Annotated in this window: 14 protein-coding genes; 11 read left to right on the top strand and 3 right to left on the bottom strand. The window is 56.8% G+C overall.

Annotated features, from left to right (window positions below):
* The first annotated feature begins 6 nt into the window (after positions 1-6).
* Both VGH19_09535 and VGH19_09530 read left to right on the top strand, forming a co-directional pair.
* Positions 7-516: a hypothetical protein gene (locus VGH19_09535; GenBank protein ID HEY1171599.1), complete on the top strand. Its 510-nt coding sequence runs from the start codon at positions 7-9 to the stop codon at positions 514-516.
* A gap of 70 nt (positions 517-586) precedes the next feature.
* Positions 587-2,215 (top strand): amidase, encoded by a 1,629-nt coding sequence (locus VGH19_09530; GenBank protein ID HEY1171598.1) that lies wholly within the window; start codon positions 587-589, stop codon positions 2,213-2,215.
* Positions 2,216-2,237: 22 nt separating this feature from the next.
* On the opposite strand, the gene VGH19_09525 is transcribed toward VGH19_09530, so the two are convergent.
* Positions 2,238-2,513: a hypothetical protein gene (locus VGH19_09525; GenBank protein HEY1171597.1), complete on the bottom strand. Its 276-nt coding sequence runs from the start codon at positions 2,511-2,513 to the stop codon at positions 2,238-2,240.
* Between the two features lie 85 nt (positions 2,514-2,598).
* On the opposite strand from VGH19_09525, the gene VGH19_09520 reads away from it, so the two are divergent.
* From VGH19_09520 to VGH19_09495, 6 genes are all read left to right on the top strand, one after another.
* Positions 2,599-4,059, top strand: coding sequence for a sulfatase (locus VGH19_09520; GenBank protein ID HEY1171596.1), 1,461 nt, complete (start codon positions 2,599-2,601; stop codon positions 4,057-4,059).
* A gap of 14 nt (positions 4,060-4,073) precedes the next feature.
* Positions 4,074-4,736: a DUF1080 domain-containing protein gene (locus tag VGH19_09515; GenBank protein ID HEY1171595.1), complete on the top strand. Its 663-nt coding sequence runs from the start codon at positions 4,074-4,076 to the stop codon at positions 4,734-4,736.
* 67 nt (positions 4,737-4,803) lie between these two features.
* Positions 4,804-5,487, top strand: coding sequence for a hypothetical protein (locus tag VGH19_09510; protein ID HEY1171594.1), 684 nt, complete (start codon positions 4,804-4,806; stop codon positions 5,485-5,487).
* A gap of 55 nt (positions 5,488-5,542) precedes the next feature.
* Positions 5,543-6,358 (top strand): pyrroline-5-carboxylate reductase, encoded by an 816-nt coding sequence (gene proC, locus VGH19_09505; protein HEY1171593.1) that lies wholly within the window; start codon positions 5,543-5,545, stop codon positions 6,356-6,358.
* A 45-nt stretch (positions 6,359-6,403) separates the two neighbouring features.
* A complete protein-coding gene (locus VGH19_09500) occupies positions 6,404-7,516 on the top strand; it encodes a DegT/DnrJ/EryC1/StrS family aminotransferase (protein ID HEY1171592.1) in 1,113 nt (370 codons plus the stop codon).
* 33 nt (positions 7,517-7,549) lie between these two features.
* Entirely contained in the window at positions 7,550-7,705 is a 156-nt protein-coding gene (locus tag VGH19_09495) for a hypothetical protein (protein HEY1171591.1), read from the top strand.
* A gap of 8 nt (positions 7,706-7,713) precedes the next feature.
* Here the strand turns inward: VGH19_09495 and VGH19_09490 are convergent, their stop codons facing one another.
* Positions 7,714-10,734 (bottom strand): dehydrogenase, encoded by a 3,021-nt coding sequence (locus VGH19_09490; GenBank protein ID HEY1171590.1) that lies wholly within the window; start codon positions 10,732-10,734, stop codon positions 7,714-7,716.
* A gap of 156 nt (positions 10,735-10,890) precedes the next feature.
* On the opposite strand from VGH19_09490, the gene eno reads away from it, so the two are divergent.
* Complete coding sequence (gene eno, locus VGH19_09485) at positions 10,891-12,180, top strand: phosphopyruvate hydratase (protein HEY1171589.1); 1,290 nt, start codon at positions 10,891-10,893, stop codon at positions 12,178-12,180.
* A gap of 163 nt (positions 12,181-12,343) precedes the next feature.
* Complete coding sequence (locus VGH19_09480) at positions 12,344-12,781, top strand: hypothetical protein (GenBank protein ID HEY1171588.1); 438 nt, start codon at positions 12,344-12,346, stop codon at positions 12,779-12,781.
* 74 nt (positions 12,782-12,855) lie between these two features.
* On the opposite strand, the gene VGH19_09475 is transcribed toward VGH19_09480, so the two are convergent.
* Entirely contained in the window at positions 12,856-14,268 is a 1,413-nt protein-coding gene (locus tag VGH19_09475) for a sulfatase (GenBank protein ID HEY1171587.1), read from the bottom strand.
* 152 nt (positions 14,269-14,420) lie between these two features.
* Here VGH19_09475 and VGH19_09470 point away from each other — a divergent pair, with 152 nt between their 5' ends.
* Entirely contained in the window at positions 14,421-14,945 is a 525-nt protein-coding gene (locus tag VGH19_09470; protein HEY1171586.1) for a rhodanese-like domain-containing protein, read from the top strand.
* The last annotated feature ends 205 nt before the right edge of the window (positions 14,946-15,150 follow it).

The raw sequence follows: 15,150 nt of genomic DNA, 5'->3' as shown, positions 1-15,150 counted from the left end.
GGCACAATGAAACAAATGTTCCTTTCCATGTTCGTGATGTCTGCGGCTATGCTGCTGGCTGCAGGATGCGGCAATGGTGAAGCTGAAATACCCGCACCTGCTTCCACCACCGCGCCTTCTGCTCATGCGGATATGGGAGTTGTTCTCGTAGCCCAGCCTGTCGTCCCTCCCCCGCCAGCAGCAGGAGGCAGCCCTACCGCCTTGGGCAAAACTGCCCTGCCACCGGCAGATCCCCATGGACCGCTAAAAAACCTCGTCCAAGGCGGAAACATTTTCTTCTACGACAAGGACGACAACTTTCTGCCCAAGGACTCGGTGGATTTCTTGGAGAAAGCCATTCAAAGCTACATGGACACTCGCAAATACAAGTCAGACGATTCTCCTGACTGGCCCCCGATGACCGATCTCTCGCTGTTGGTGCGATACAAGGTCATCCGCGCGCTTCCAGCACCTCCCGCCGGGCAACAGTTCATTTTGGATCCTGCTACGCGCAAAGTATCCTTGGCTGCAAAATAAAATCCGCATTCTCTGAACGCTGGTCATCATCCTTTAAACTTTTCCAAAGCTGAGCTACTTTCCCTTGCGCATGAACCGCCGGGAATTTCTGCAAAGGGCCAGCACCTTATCCGCCATCTCCACTGTTTCACTCACCACCGGCTGCCTCGCGCCCCGCAGTGAAACTCGCCTGTCTTCACGATCATCTTCCCAGTTTGACATCGAGGAAGCCACCATCCGCGATCTCCAGGCGGGCCTGTCATCAGGACGATATACAGCGGTCGATCTCGTCCGCAGCTACCAATCGCGCATAGACTCCATTGACCGCCGGGGGCCACAGCTTAAATCCGTCATCGAAGTAAATCCTGATGCCGTCTCCATCGCCGCCAGCCTGGATGCAGAGCGTATGGCCAAAGGAACACGTGGTCCGCTGCATGGCATTCCTGTCCTCATCAAAGACAATATCGATACCCATGACCGCATGAGCACCACTGCGGGCTCGTTGGCTTTATCCGGGTCCATACCACTGCAGGATGCCACCGTCGTACAACGTCTGCGCCTGGCCGGGGCGATCATCCTGGGCAAAACAAATCTCAGCGAATGGGCAAATTTTCGCGGCTCCAATTCCGTCAGTGGTTGGAGCGCACGCGGCGGACAAACTCGCAATCCATACTTCACTGACCGTAACCCCTCCGGTTCCAGCTCTGGCTCTGCGGTGGCTACCTCGGCCAACCTCTGCGCCGCTTCCATCGGCACTGAAACAAATGGTTCAATCGTCTCGCCCTCTTCCTACTGTGGCATCGTTGGCCTCAAACCGACTGTAGGACTGGTCAGTCGCACGGGCATCATCCCCATCTCCGCCGCCATGGACACTGCTGGTCCGATGACACGTACCGTTACTGATGCCGCCGTCTTGCTGGGCGTGCTCGCCGGACCCGATCCTAAAGACGAGGCCACTCAGCGTTCGGCCGGAAGAATCCATCAGAATTACACCCAATTCCTGAAAGCAGACGCCTTGAGAGGCACCCGTATCGGGGTCTTGCACACCATGTTTCGCCTGCATCCGAAAATAGATACCGTCCTCGCCGCTGTACTTAGACACTTGGAAGAGGACATCTCGGCGGAGATGGTGAATCTCAACTTGCCTGCGCTGCCCGGCCTGAGTGAAGCCCGCTATCAAGTCATGCTCTATGAATTCAAAGCCGGCTTGAATGCCTACTTCGCCAGCCTGGGTCCGCACTCGCCTGTCAAACGGCTGGAAGACCTCATCGAATTCAATCGAAAAGAGCATCGCAGGGAGCTTGCCATCTTCGGCCAGGAAATCCTCCTGGACGCCGTCCGAAAAGGCCCACTCACGGATTCCGTTTACCTTGAAGCAAGAAATAAACTTCAGGAGTGGCGCGACATCCTTACCCGTTTCATGGACTCCAACCGTGTTGAAGCACTCATCGCTCCCACCGCTGGTCCAGCGCCAACGATCGATTACATCACGGGAGATCGTGGCCTCGGCGGCAGCTCCACACCTGCGGCCACCGCTGGCTTTCCGCATATCACAGTCCCCTGTGGAAATGTTTACGGCCTGCCCTTGGGGCTTTCCTTCTTCGGTCGCGCCTGGAGCGAGCCAACATTATTGAGCCTGGCGTACGCTTTTGAACAATCCTGCAAGGCTCGTATCATCCCCAAGTTCCATTCCACCATGGAGGCCTCTTATTATTCGTAAACGCCCTCTCAGACATGCCCTGCTATAAGTCCAGATCGGAAAACTCCATACGCACCGCAAATATAAACGCACCGGATTCATACTTGGTCACCTCCATGTCCAACTGGCTCAGAAAATAGATATTCTCATCACCATTCAGTGTCCTCACTACGGCCCGCCATTTGGTGCTTTCACTCTCCAGATAGAGATTGTCCGAAATCACGATCGCCAGTTCGTCTGTTTCACGGATTCTGACGACCTCGCCCATGAAAGACTGGCGGGGCACGCGGGCCATCCCCAACCCTACCACATCTTCCACGCAGGAGAAACAGCAGGCAGCCCGATAAGTTTGTATCGAAATAGTCTGGCCTGCCTGTTACCTTGGCATCCTGAACGCCATCCCTATGAAAATGATCCGAAAACTTTTCTCTCTCCTTGCGATTTGTGTGACCGTGACCGGCGGGACACGGCACACAGCAGCGGCAGAGATCAAGCGGCCCAACATCCTGTGGTTGATCGGCGAAGATTTCAGCCCGCATCTCGGCTGTTATGGCACCAAAGAAGTTCACACGCCCAATCTCGACAAGCTGGCCCAGGGCGGCATGCGTTTCACCCGCGCGTTCACAACGGCACCGGTTTGTTCCGCCAGCCGCTCGGGGTTCATCACGGGGATGTATCAGACGACGATTGGCGCACATAATCACCGCTCGCATCGGGATGACGGCTACCTGCTGCCCGATGGCGTGAAAGTGATCACCGACTGGATGCGGGGAGCGGGCTATTTCACCGCCAACATCCGCGAACTGCCGGCGGAAATGGGATTCAAAGGAACCGGCAAGACAGATTGGAACTTCACTTACAGCGGCAAGCCCTTTGATTCCGCCAGTTGGAACGATCTGAAAGGCAAGCAACCTTTCTACGCCCAAATCAATTTTTCAGAAACGCATCGTGTGGGTGGCGCGAAAGGGAATGGCCCGTGGAATTCGCCGAATCATGCAGACCCGGCAAAGGTGGAACTGCCACCAGTATATCCCGATGTGCAGAAGCTGCGGGAGGATTGGGCGGGTTACCTGGATGCCGCGACGGCGCTGGATGTGAAAGTGGGCAAGATTCTCGCCCAACTGGAAAAGGACGGGCTCGCGGAGAACACAATGGTGGTCTTCATGGGAGATCACGGTCAGGCCCATGTGCGCGGCAAACAGTTCTGCTACGATGACGGGTTGCGCATTCCATTGATCATCCGTTGGCCGAAAGGATTGCCCGCACCGAAGAATTATCAGGCGGGCAAAGTCTCGGATCAACTGATCTCGGCACTGGACCTTACAGCCACGAGTCTCTCGCTCGCCGGTGTGAGCAAACCAGCCAAGATGCAGGGGCAAGTATTCTTCGGTGATAAATCGGAACCAGCGCGCGAATATGTCTTCGGCGCACGAGATCGTTGTGATGAGACGACCTTCCGCTTTCGCACGGTGCGTGATGCGCGGTATCGCTACATCAAGAACTTCATGCCAGAACGGCCTTTCCTCCAGCCGAACGAATACAAAGAGAAGCAATACCCGGCATGGACGCTCATCCCTGAACTGGGCAAGCAGGGCAAGCTAACGGAGTGGCAGAAGAACTTCTACCTTTCGCCCACCATGCCGCCCGAGGAGCTTTACGACATGGAGACGGATCCATGGTCCATGAACAACTTGGTGACGTCCACGAAGCCGGAGCATCAGGCGGCATTGAAACGCCTGCAGGGTGTGTTGACCCAATGGATCACGGAATCCGATGACCAAGGCCGTTTCCCGGAACCGCCGGAAGTGGCGGCTGCGGAGGGCCGGACGAAGCCGGTGGACGCCAAAGCGGGGAAGAAGAAATGATAAGAGGAGAACATATGAAATCACGAATCCCACTGATAGTCAGCTTGATGGTTCTGCCGCTGGGATTGTTACACGCGGCAGAAGAAGGATGGACATCGCTCTTCAACGGCAAAGACCTCACCGGCTGGAAATCCAACCTCCTCCCGGATTCTTTCAAGGTCGTTGATGGTGCCATCCGCGCCCAATCCACTAAGGATCGCGTGCACCTCTTCTATGTCGGTGAAGAGAAAGACGGGAAAGCAGTTGCGTTCAAAAACTTCGAGCTCAAAGCCACCGTGCGCGGCGAACCGAACGCGAACTCCGGCATCTTCTTCCACACGGACACTTCCGTGCGCGATGTGAAGAACCATCTGGCCAAGGGCTACGAAGTGCAGTTGAACAGCAGCGAGAAGGAGAAGCGCAAGACGGGCAGCCTCTATGCCATCGTGGACCTCGATAAATCACCGGTCGATGAAAACAAGTGGTTCGATGTCTACATCCGCGTGGAAGGCAAGCGCATCCTCGTGAAGATCAATGACAAGGTGACTGTGGATTATACGGAGCCGGAAAAACCCGAACGTCCGCCCGAGCGCAAAGCGCGATTGCTTGATCCCCTGGGCGGGGCGATTGCGTTGCAAGCGCACGATCCAGGAAGCGTGTTTTACTTCAAAGATATCAACGTGCGTAAGCTGCCGTGATCGTGCATATGATAGAATTGCCGGAACACGCTTGCGCGGAAAGCGGGTGAGATTTATGGTGCGGACCATGAAGAGTTTGCTCCGGGCCTTGCCCCTTTTTGCCCTTGTCGCCGCCACAAATCTGACGGCGCAGGATGCCACTCGCGCCGCTCAGATAGCCGATCAGCAGGAAGCGGCGGAACGTTACAACCGGCTTAGCGCCCACGTAGAAGATCTGCTGGCCGCCAATGCGGATCTGCAACGCAAGATAGGCGTGCTCGAAAACGACTTGCGCAAAACCCGCGCCGAACTGCTCGCTGAAGTCAGCAAGGCAGAACGCCGCTCTGAGGAAAGCAATGGTCGCTATGTGACCCAGGACCAGCTCAAGAAACTGGTGGATGCCGTCAACGATCTCGATAAGAAGCGTGTGGAGGATGACAAACGCATCGTGGAAGAAGTTCGCAAGCTGGTGCAAAAGATTGCCTCCTCTGCAAACATCTCAGGCCCCACCCCTTCCGCACCCCGGCCCACCGTGGAGAAGCCCGTCGTGGACACCTCTCCGGCGAATGTGCCGACCAAGGGGTTTGAGCACGTCGTCCAGCCGGGTGAATTTCTTGGCACCATCATCAAGGCTTACAACGAGGCCTTGAAAGAGAAGGGCGTGACCAAGAAGATCACCCAGTCCATGGTGGAGAAAGCCAATCCGGGGCTCAACCCGAATAAAATGGCCATCGGTTCCAAAATCTTCATCCCGGACCCATCACAGGATTGAACCTCAGTCTGCTTTTCCCTTCCGTCCCGTCCGCAAGACTGCTAGAAGCTCCGGCATGTCGGCACAACTCACGATCGGTTTTCTCGGCGCAGGCAAGATGGCCACGGCGCTGGCTAAGGGCTTTGTCCAGGCGAAATTGACCACGCCGGAACAACTCATCGCCAGTGATGTGTATGAAGCCGCCCGCCTCGCCTTCGCCAAAGATAGCGGCGCGCGCAGTGCCGCCTCCAATGCCGAAGTGGCGAAGGCCGCCAATGTCCTGATCGTGGCGGTGAAGCCGGATCAAGTCGCTGATGTCCTCGGCGAAATCGCGCCAGTGCTGACGCCGAATCACATCGTTATCTCCATCGCTGCCGGTGTGCCGCTGGCGAAACTGGAGAAGCCTTTGCCTCCCGGCAGCCGTGTCATTCGCGTGATGCCGAACACGCCCGCACTTGTCGGAGCATCCGCTTCCGCTTTCGCATTGGGTTCGGGCGCAAATGCCGATGACGCGAAGCTGGCGCAACAACTCTTTGCCACCGTCGGTCTCGCCTTGCAGGTAAAGGAATCGTTGCTGGATGCCGTCACCGGCCTGAGCGGCAGTGGTCCGGCGTATGGTTACCTGATGATCGAAGCCTTGAGCGATGGCGGGGTGGCGGCCGGTTTGCCGCGCGATGTCGCGACGCGACTTGCGGCGCAAACGTTGCTCGGTGCTGCGCGTATGGTGCTGGAGACAGGGATGCATCCCGGTGCCTTGAAAGACATGGTGACCAGCCCCGGCGGCACGACCATTGAAGGCATCCATGAGCTGGAGAAAGCGGGCGTGCGTTCTGGTTTGATGAATGCCGTGCGCGCTGCATCTGACAAATCCCGCAAGCTTGGCCAAGGCTGAGTTTTTCGTTTTCAAGCCCTGCAATCGTTAGCAAACTGCCTGCACATGACTGTTGATCGCGTTCCTTATTTGGATCTTTCGGCCCAATTGCGTCCCATCCGGGCCGAAGTCGATGCCGCCTTGGCCCGTGCCTTGGATAACAACACGTTTTGCCTCGGGCCGGACGTGGTGGCATTTGAGAAGGAGTTCGCGGAGTTCTGCGGCGTGAAGCATTGCATCGCCATGAACAGCGGCACGTCTGCGCTGCACATCGCGCTGATGTTGCTCAATGTCGGCCCCGGCGATGAAGTCATCACCACGCCGTATACCTTTGCCGCGACAAGTTGGGCAATTTCCTATGTCGGTGCGAAGCCGGTGTATGTGGACATTGACCCGGTGACGTTCAATCTGGACCCGGCACTCGTGGAGAAAGCCATCACACCGCGCACGAAGGCGATCTTGCCGGTGCATCTCTACGGGCATCCGTTCGATATCGAAGCGCTTGAGGCCATCAGCAAGAAGCACAACCTGCCGATCGTGGAAGACGCGGCACAAGCGGTGGCGGCGACCTTCAAGGGTAAACGCGTGGGTGGGTTCGGTGCATCCGCCTGTTTCAGTTTCTATCCCGCGAAGAACCTCGGTGCCATCGGTGAAGCCGGTGCGCTGGTGACGAATGATGATGCGGCAGCCGTCCGCGCGAAGGCGTTACGTGAACACGGCTCCAAGGTGCGCTATCACCATGACGAAGTGGGCTTCAACTACCGCATGGAGGGCATTCAAGGCGCGGTGCTGCGCGTGAAGCTCAAGCACATTGATGCGTGGACGAAGCGCCGCCAGGCGATCGCGCATCGCTATCAGGAATTGTTGAAGGGCACAGCGTTGACCTTGCCGGTGGAGAATGCTGGTAATGACAGCGCGTGGCATCTCTTCACCGTGCGTCATCCGCGCCGGGATGAGTTGAAAGCATTTTTGGAGATGAACGGTGTCGGTAGCGCCGTCCATTACCCGCTGCCTCTGCACTTGCAGGAGTGCTACAAATCACTCGGCTATAAGATGGGTGATTTCCCGGTGTCCGAAGCCGCGGCGAAGACGTGCCTTAGTCTGCCGGTATTCCCGGAACTGACGGATGCGCAGGTGGATCGCGTGGCGCAGGTGGTGAAGGAGTTTTTGGCGAAGTAATCGGCTGCTGCGATTTGCAGCCTGTGCTTCGTCATGTCATGTTGGCGGATGAAGAAGGCAGTAAGCGGCAGAGAACTGGCCGAAGCGCTTAAAGAGACATCGCTCACAACCCGTGAAGCCGCGAAATGGTCACGTGATTTGAAGAAAGCGCGCAAAGCACTGAAACCAGTAGTGAATAAATGGAAGTAATTGGCTGCCTACTTCTTCATCAGATACGCGAACAAGTCCCGCAACTGCTTTTCATCCAGCGCATCGGCCAGGCCTTCGGGCATGAGGGAGGTGTGGGAGGCTTCGAGGGATTTCACTTGTTCACGGGCGAGGCGGATCTTGTTACCGGTCGGGTCTTTCACGGTGATGAACTGCGGCGTGTTCTCTTCCAGGAAACCGGTGATAGTCTGGTCGTCTTTCGTGGTCACGTTGAAGACGGTGTATTCCTCGCGGATGCCCAAGCTCGGATCGATGATGGCGGGGAGCATGAAGTCCAGGTTGTCACGCTCGTAACCGGTGAGTTCAGGACCGATCTTCGCGCCTTCACCGAAGAGGTTGTGGCAGGTGCCACAGACCAGCGTGAAGATTTCTTTGCCCGCGACGGCGTCACCTTTGCCCTTTGCCAATAGTGTACGCACGGACTGGATCTTGTCCTCGATCTCCTTCGGGCTTTGGCGCAGGCGGCCCCAGTGTTTCTGGATGAGTTTATCCAGCGCGGCGTCTTTATGATTCTGGATGGCCGCGAGATTCAAGCTGGTGACCTGCTCCGGCTTCAACGCGCCCTTATCCACCGCTTCCAGCAATTGCTGCGACCAGTCTTTGCGGCTCGTGAGAATCGTTTGAGCCGTGGCGCGGAGCTTGACGTTCAAGGATGGATAAAGCTCCAGGATGGTCGCGGCGATGCTCGCATCACCGAAGCGTTGCAGCGAATTCAACAGATCGAGGCGGAAGCTTTCGGTCTTTTCAGTGCGCAGCAGATTCAGGAAAACGGGCACAGCCGCTGTGACTCGGCGTTCAGAAAGCAGTTCGAGATATTGGCGACGATCTTTCGCGGGCGTCTTGGCATCGGCGACTTTATCCAGCGCCGCCGTAGCTGCTTGTTCGTAGCCGAGGCGCGTGGCGAAGCTGATGAGCGTGCCGCTGGCGGGGCGCGTCTTCCACACTTCGGCAACTTGTTTGCTCAAGGCGGCCGGGACGGCTTTCACCGTGTCCCCTTGCAGGCCTTGCTCCATGCCCTTCACCAATTTATCCACGTCTTCCGGCGTGGGGGCCATGGCGAGGAGTTGCGCGGCAGTGTTCAGGTTTTCTTCCGTGCGCTCTGCCGTATAACGCTGCCCGAGCCGTGCGATGATGTGCTGGCTCACGATGGGTGAATGCCAGAACGGCGTTTCCTTCAACAGATCCAGCACCATCGAGCGACCGGTGATCGCCTTATCTTCCAAGGCCCACCAGAGCATGAGCGGGATGTGTTTATCATTCACATCCTCAGTGCGGAGCATGAGTTCGCGCAAGATGGGAATGGCAACTGGTGCAGGCAGACGACGGCACGAAGCAGCGAGTTGTACGCGCACATAGACATCCTTTTCACTACGCGCTAGGGCGAGGAGCTTCTGTTGTTGTGAGGCAGTCACCTTGTGCTGGTCGCCCAAGAGACGAATGGTCCAGGTGCGGACATCGGCATTCGGATGGTTCAGCGTTTGCAGGGCGAAATCGCCATTGAAACCGCCGCTGGCGTTCAGTGCCCAGAAGGCGTCGAGGGCTACTTGGCCATCGTTCTTCGTCACCAGTTCGCGCAAGGCTGGCACAAGGCTCTGGTCTTTGCGGTCATAGAGCAGGCGCACGGCGGTTTGGCGGAACCACTTATTTGCATTGGAGAGATACGGGATAAGTTCCTTGCTGCTGAGCTTGCCGAGATCGAAGGGAGCGATAGGTTTCCCGCCCTTCGCTTGCAGACGATAGATGCGGCCGTGGTCGCGATCCCACGTATCGCGCGGGTCCACATGCGTGAGGCGACTGTCATACCAGTCTGCGAGATAAATCGCGCCATCCGGGCCCAGGCGCGTATCCACTACGCGGAACCAGCGGTCATCCGTGAGCATGAGCGGATCGAGATCGCGCGTGCGATACGTGGACGTGTCCGGCAGCATCTCGGACGCGATCACGCGATTCATCAGCGACATGCTGGAGATGAGTTTGTCCTCGAGAGAAGGAATCGCACCGCCCTCGTATATGATCATGCTCTGGGTAAAGCGCGGCTTGTAGCCATCGTGCGCCATGTGCTCGAACCAACCGAAGGAATACGGGTTCATGAGCGGGCCGTGCTTGCCCCAGTTCTTGATGCCGCGACTGCCCTGCTCGTAATGCATGCCGCGTGTATCACCGTAATTCGTGCCCGAGAAAGTGCGTCCGCGTTTATCGAACTCCACGCTCATCGTGTTGCCACCGCCTTCCGCGAAAATCTCGAAGACATCCAGTTCAGAATGATAACGCCAGATGGCTTGGCCAAGGAAGTGGACGCCCTTCACATTACCCGTCGTGGTGCTGCCATTCGCACCATAGAGCCAGCCGTCCGGTCCCCAATGCAAACTGGTTGCCACAGCGTGCGTGTCTTCCAGGCCAAAGCCGGAGAGCTTCACGACCGGCGGACCATCGGGAATGTCATCGCGATTTTTGTCAGGATAGAAAAGGAGATACGGCGGATTCAGCACCCACACACCGCCACGGCCCACGGCCACGCTGGTGGCGATGTTCAGACCATCCATGAAGGTCTTGCTCTTGTCGAAGACACCATCGCCATCTGTGTCTTCGTGGATGGTGATCTTGTCCGCGCCTTTGAAATGGTTCGGCGGAGGAGGCGGAACTTTATCGAACACGGCGCGGATATATTGATCGTATTTCACGACCTTCAATCCGGCCGGGAAAGGGTATTGCAGATATTGCACCACCCACATGCGCCCGCGTTCATCGAAGTGGATGTTCAGCGGCTGACGGATGAGCGGTTCCGCCCCGACCACTTGCACTTCCAATTCTGGCGGCACGACGAAGCGCTTGATGGTTTCCTCTGGCGTGAGCGGCTTGGAGCCATCGTTCAAGGCACCTTTGCCTTGAAACCGTTCGACGAAATCTTTGACGGCGGGATCAAACGTATCCGCCGCGCGAGTGGCTGGCGTCAGGGAAGAAAAGACCGTGAGAGCGAGCAACGAAGCCGTGATGCGAGGAAGGACCTTCATACGCGTAAATGCTGACGCGCAGGATGACACGGACATTCATGGGAAACAAGGTCGGTTGCACCGGTGGGGCCTATGCTTTTGCGGGAAAATTTTACGCTTCCAACTTCCCTTCCGGCCTCTACCATGCGCGGACATTTTGCTTAATAAGCTTTTAATATGACAACCATTGTTGAAATCCAGTCCCGCGAAATCCTTGATTCACGCGGCAATCCCACCGTTGAAGTTGATGTGATCCTCGAAGGCGGCGCCGCCGGTCGCGCTGCGGTGCCCTCTGGCGCCAGCACGGGTGAGCACGAAGCCATTGAACTCCGCGACGGTGATAAGAAGCGCTATCTCGGCAAGGGCGTGACCAAGGCGGTCAAGAATGTGACCACCAAGATCGCCCCGGAACTCGTGGGCGTGGACGCCCTCGACCAGCTCACGGTGGATAACATCATGCTCGCGCTGGACGGCACCGAAACGAAGTCCAAGCTCGGTGCGAACGCCATCCTCGCCGTCTCCCTCGCGAACGCTAAGGCCGCTGCTGCGGCCCTTGGTCAGCCGGTGTTCAAGTACCTCGGTGGACCTAACGCCAAGGTTCTCCCCGTCCCGATGGCGAACGTCATCAACGGTGGCGCGCACTCGGACGCTCCGATCGATTTCCAAGAGTTCATGGTCATGCCGCACGGCTTCAACACCTTCAGCGAAGGTCTGCAAGCTATCACGGAGATCTTCCACGCGCTGAAGGGTGTCTTGAAGAAGAAGGGCCTGAGCACGGCCGTGGGTGATGAAGGTGGTTTCGCCCCGAAGCTGGACAGCGCGGAAGCCGCGTTGGAAGCCATTCTGCAAGCAGTTAAGGACGCCGGTTACAAGGCGGGCAAGGACATCTTCCTGGCGCTCGACGTGGCGGCCTCCGAATTCTACACGGGCAATGAGACTTACGTCTTCAAGAAGAGCAGCGGCCAGAAGCTGACGGGTGACGAGATGGTGGAATTCTACGCGAACCTGTGCGCGAAGTATCCGATCGTCTCCATCGAAGACGGTTGCGCCGAAGGCGACTGGAAAACGTGGAAGAAGCTCACGGACAAGCTCGGCGGCACGACGCAGCTCGTGGGTGACGATCTCTTCGTGACGAACACGAAGTTCCTCCAGAAGGGCATCGATACCGGCACGGCCAACTCCATCCTCGTGAAGGTGAACCAGATCGGTTCCTTGACCGAGACGCTGGACGCCGTCCGTCTCGCGCAGATCAGCAAATACACCGCCGTTCTCTCCCACCGCTCCGGTGAGACGGAAGACGCGACGATCGCGGACATCGCGGTGGCCACGAACTGCGGTCAGATCAAGACCGGCTCCCTGAGCCGCACGGACCGCACGGCCAAGTACAACCAGTTGCTGCGCATCGAGCAGTTGCTGGGTGACAACGCTGTGTATGCAGGTCGCACGGCGCTGCCGAAGGGCCGCTAAGCGATAGCGTTCCCAACGGAACAAAAATTCAAACCTCGGAAGTCGTAAGGCTTCCGGGGTTTTGTTTTTACGATTCACCACGGAGGCTCGGAGGACGCAAGAGCCATGGAATGCTCACCCCTTGATTTTCATGCTGATGTGGAACAGCATTAGGGAGATTTCTATGAGCGAGCCGACAGAGCCAATCAAACCACAGCCAGAAGGTTGTGGGCCAGCGATTCCGCCTGTCATTGAACCTGCAGCTCCAGCCAAGGGCAAAGGCTCGGCTGAGCTCCCTTGGCCGCATGTCGTATTCCTGGTCGTCGTCATCATTCTTTCGATTACGATTTTGCCGAAGTATCTCGATCCACAAGCTGGAGCTGCGAAAGCGTCCTGTTCCGCGAATCTCAAACAGATTGATGGCGCAGTGAAACAGTGGGCCCTGGATAATCACAAGCTCGGCACGGACACCGTGGAGATGAAAGATGTCCTGAAATATATAAAAGGCGGTGAACTGCCGAAATGCCCGGAGGATGGCACTTACTCACTCGGCCTGACTATAGCGGATGCGCCGTTGTGCAGCATGGGATTGAAGGCGGTGCCGGGGCATACGCTGCCTTAGCCGACTGAGATTCATCGGGTTGACTACATGCAACAAGTCAGCACCGACTCACGTCGGCGACTACAGGCTCTGACTCACGCACCCTTCTTCTTTTTCTTAGGGCGATCATCCTCGTCATCCTTCGCCGCCTTTTCCTTGGGCGCATCCGGTGCGTTAACGGCGGGCAATGATTTGATCAACTCCGCCTTCACGCTGGCGAATTTCGCATCGCTCGCGAGGTTCTTCCATTCCAGCGGATCGGCATCGTGATCATAGAGTTCCTCGCTGCCGTCTTCATAACGGATGTAGCGCCAGCGTTCCGTGCGCACGGCGTGATTGTTCCGTCCGTGCGTAGTGATGGAGGGATGCTCCCATTTCGCTTTCGGGTCTTTGAGCAAGGGCACGAGGCTGTTGCCTTCGATGCCATCGCGCTTAGGCAAACCGCACAGATCGATCATGGTGGGATAGATATCGAGCAGGTTCACCGTGCGGGCGCATTCCTGTTTCGCTTTTGTCATGCCGGGAACCACCGCCATGAAGACCACGCGCGTGGCCTCTTCCCACAGGGCGAACTTCCGCCAGTGCTCCTTCTCGCCAAGGTGCCAGCCGTGATCGCTCCATAGCACGATGATCGTATTCTTCGCATAGGGGCTGGCGTCCAAGGCATCGATGAGCCGACCGATCTGTGCATCCGTATAAGTGATGCACGCGAGGTAAGATTGCACAGCATGCTCCCATTCCTTCGCTTCGACGACCTTCTTATGATCCCCCTGCGGCTTCGCCATCTTCACACCAGCCGGTGGCACATCCGCAAGGTCATCAGCCTGGACTTTCGGTGTCTTCACCTTATCGATCGGATACATGTCGAAATACTTTTTCGGCGCGTAGAAGGGCAGGTGCGGTTTGATCATGCCTACGGCCAAGAAAAACGGCTTGTCCTGCTTCTCCTTCAAGAAGCTGATGCCCCAATCCACCACCTTCGTATCGCCCATCTGGTCATCTGTGGCGTCCACCATTCCCCAATCAAAATGCCCCGTGCCTTCCAGCGCGCGTTTCTTCGGCTCAGGAAAGCCCGGGTTCTTCGTCCACTTTTCCCATGAGGCGAGATCATTGTAAGCGTTGTGGAAAATCTTGCCGCCGCCTTCCACACGATACCCATTCTGCATGAAGTGCTGTGAAAGCGTCACCGTGTCCTTCATGACAGGGCGCCATGGCTGGTCGTTATGATACACGCCAGTAGTGCTGGGCCGCTTGCCGCTCATGAGCGCAGCGCGGGAGGGATTGCACGCCGGCCCTGCGCAATACGCCTTGGTGAATAGCACGCCACGCGAGGCCAACCGATCCATATTCGGCGTCTTCACGTCCGGCCGTTTGCCCAGCGCGCCGATCCAGTCATTCAAATCATCCACGGCGATGAAGAGGACATTGGGTTTCTCGGCTGCTTGGACAGATGACTGTGCCCAGGCGAACATCATCAATAACGAGGCGAATAGGACCTTGCATTTCATAGGAGGTATGACGGTGAGCCTAAGATAGAGGTTTCGTGGAAAAGAGCAAACATAGATGCCTTCAGCCAAGGTGGTCGATGTCTCACGACATTTTTACAAATTCCTCGCAGCTGCCTGACAACTCAAGACCTCGTCTGCACTAGTGTGAGTTCATGAAAAACATCCCAGCCCTTCTCCTCACTCTCACCGTCAGCTTTGCCGCCTTGACCGAGGCCGCCGAGATCCCTAACCGCCTGATCGATTACGATGCCTTCATGAGCGACGCCCGGAAAGTGGCGATACTGCGCGTTCAACGCCGTGTCACTGAAGAGCAGTTCATCAAACTGTCCATCCAGCCAGGCACCATCATCTACGATGCGCGCACGAAAGATAAATTCGAGATGCTGCATGTGAAAGGGGCCAGGCATCTGGCCCTTACCGACGTGACGGCAGAAACTCTGGCGCAAATCTTTCCTAAAAAAGACACGCCAATCCTCATCTATTGTAACAACAATTTCCTGAATGAACCGGTGGCCTTCGCCAGCAAAAGCGGTGGGGCATCCCTGAACATCTATACCTTTAACACGCTCTACAATTACGGCTACACCAACGTGTATGAACTGGGACCGCTCACAGACATACGCAACAGCAAGCTGCCCATGGAAGGTACTCGCGTTAAAGCGAAAGTGACCAATTGATTTTGGCAATAGGGGGCCAAAAACGCGCTCTGGCGGGTGAGATGGTTTGCGTAATCCTGCGCATCCTTCCCCGTCAGAGCGCGGTTACGTTTAATTTTCAGGCCCGAAGGAAAAATTCCAAAATATCTTCACCCGATTGTCCTCAATCCGTTTTCTCATTCGTTGAATCATTGAAAACACGGTGATATGAAGCACCGTAACAATA

This window comes from Verrucomicrobiia bacterium, assembly GCA_036405135.1.
Lineage (GTDB): Bacteria > Verrucomicrobiota > Verrucomicrobiia > Limisphaerales > JAEYXS01 > JAEYXS01.
The sequence above is the reverse complement of the archived record's forward strand: the minus strand, read 5'-3'. Positions and strand labels throughout refer to the sequence as shown.

Excerpts from the sequence above, each read along its gene's own strand:
- eno (HEY1171589.1), top strand. The coding sequence starts at position 10,891 with ATGACAACCATTGTTGAAATCCAGTCCCGCGAAATCCTTGATTCACGC.
- VGH19_09520 (HEY1171596.1), top strand. The coding sequence starts at position 2,599 with ATGAAAATGATCCGAAAACTTTTCTCTCTCCTTGCGATTTGTGTGACC.
- VGH19_09490 (HEY1171590.1), bottom strand. The coding sequence starts at position 10,734 with ATGAAGGTCCTTCCTCGCATCACGGCTTCGTTGCTCGCTCTCACGGTC.
- VGH19_09515 (HEY1171595.1), top strand. The coding sequence starts at position 4,074 with ATGAAATCACGAATCCCACTGATAGTCAGCTTGATGGTTCTGCCGCTG.
- VGH19_09480 (HEY1171588.1), top strand. The coding sequence starts at position 12,344 with ATGAGCGAGCCGACAGAGCCAATCAAACCACAGCCAGAAGGTTGTGGG.
- VGH19_09510 (HEY1171594.1), top strand. The coding sequence starts at position 4,804 with ATGAAGAGTTTGCTCCGGGCCTTGCCCCTTTTTGCCCTTGTCGCCGCC.
- VGH19_09530 (HEY1171598.1), top strand. The coding sequence starts at position 587 with ATGAACCGCCGGGAATTTCTGCAAAGGGCCAGCACCTTATCCGCCATC.
- VGH19_09500 (HEY1171592.1), top strand. The coding sequence starts at position 6,404 with ATGACTGTTGATCGCGTTCCTTATTTGGATCTTTCGGCCCAATTGCGT.
- VGH19_09495 (HEY1171591.1), top strand. The coding sequence starts at position 7,550 with ATGTCATGTTGGCGGATGAAGAAGGCAGTAAGCGGCAGAGAACTGGCC.
- VGH19_09475 (HEY1171587.1), bottom strand. The coding sequence starts at position 14,268 with ATGAAATGCAAGGTCCTATTCGCCTCGTTATTGATGATGTTCGCCTGG.
- VGH19_09470 (HEY1171586.1), top strand. The coding sequence starts at position 14,421 with ATGAAAAACATCCCAGCCCTTCTCCTCACTCTCACCGTCAGCTTTGCC.
- proC (HEY1171593.1), top strand. The coding sequence starts at position 5,543 with ATGTCGGCACAACTCACGATCGGTTTTCTCGGCGCAGGCAAGATGGCC.
- VGH19_09535 (HEY1171599.1), top strand. The coding sequence starts at position 7 with ATGAAACAAATGTTCCTTTCCATGTTCGTGATGTCTGCGGCTATGCTG.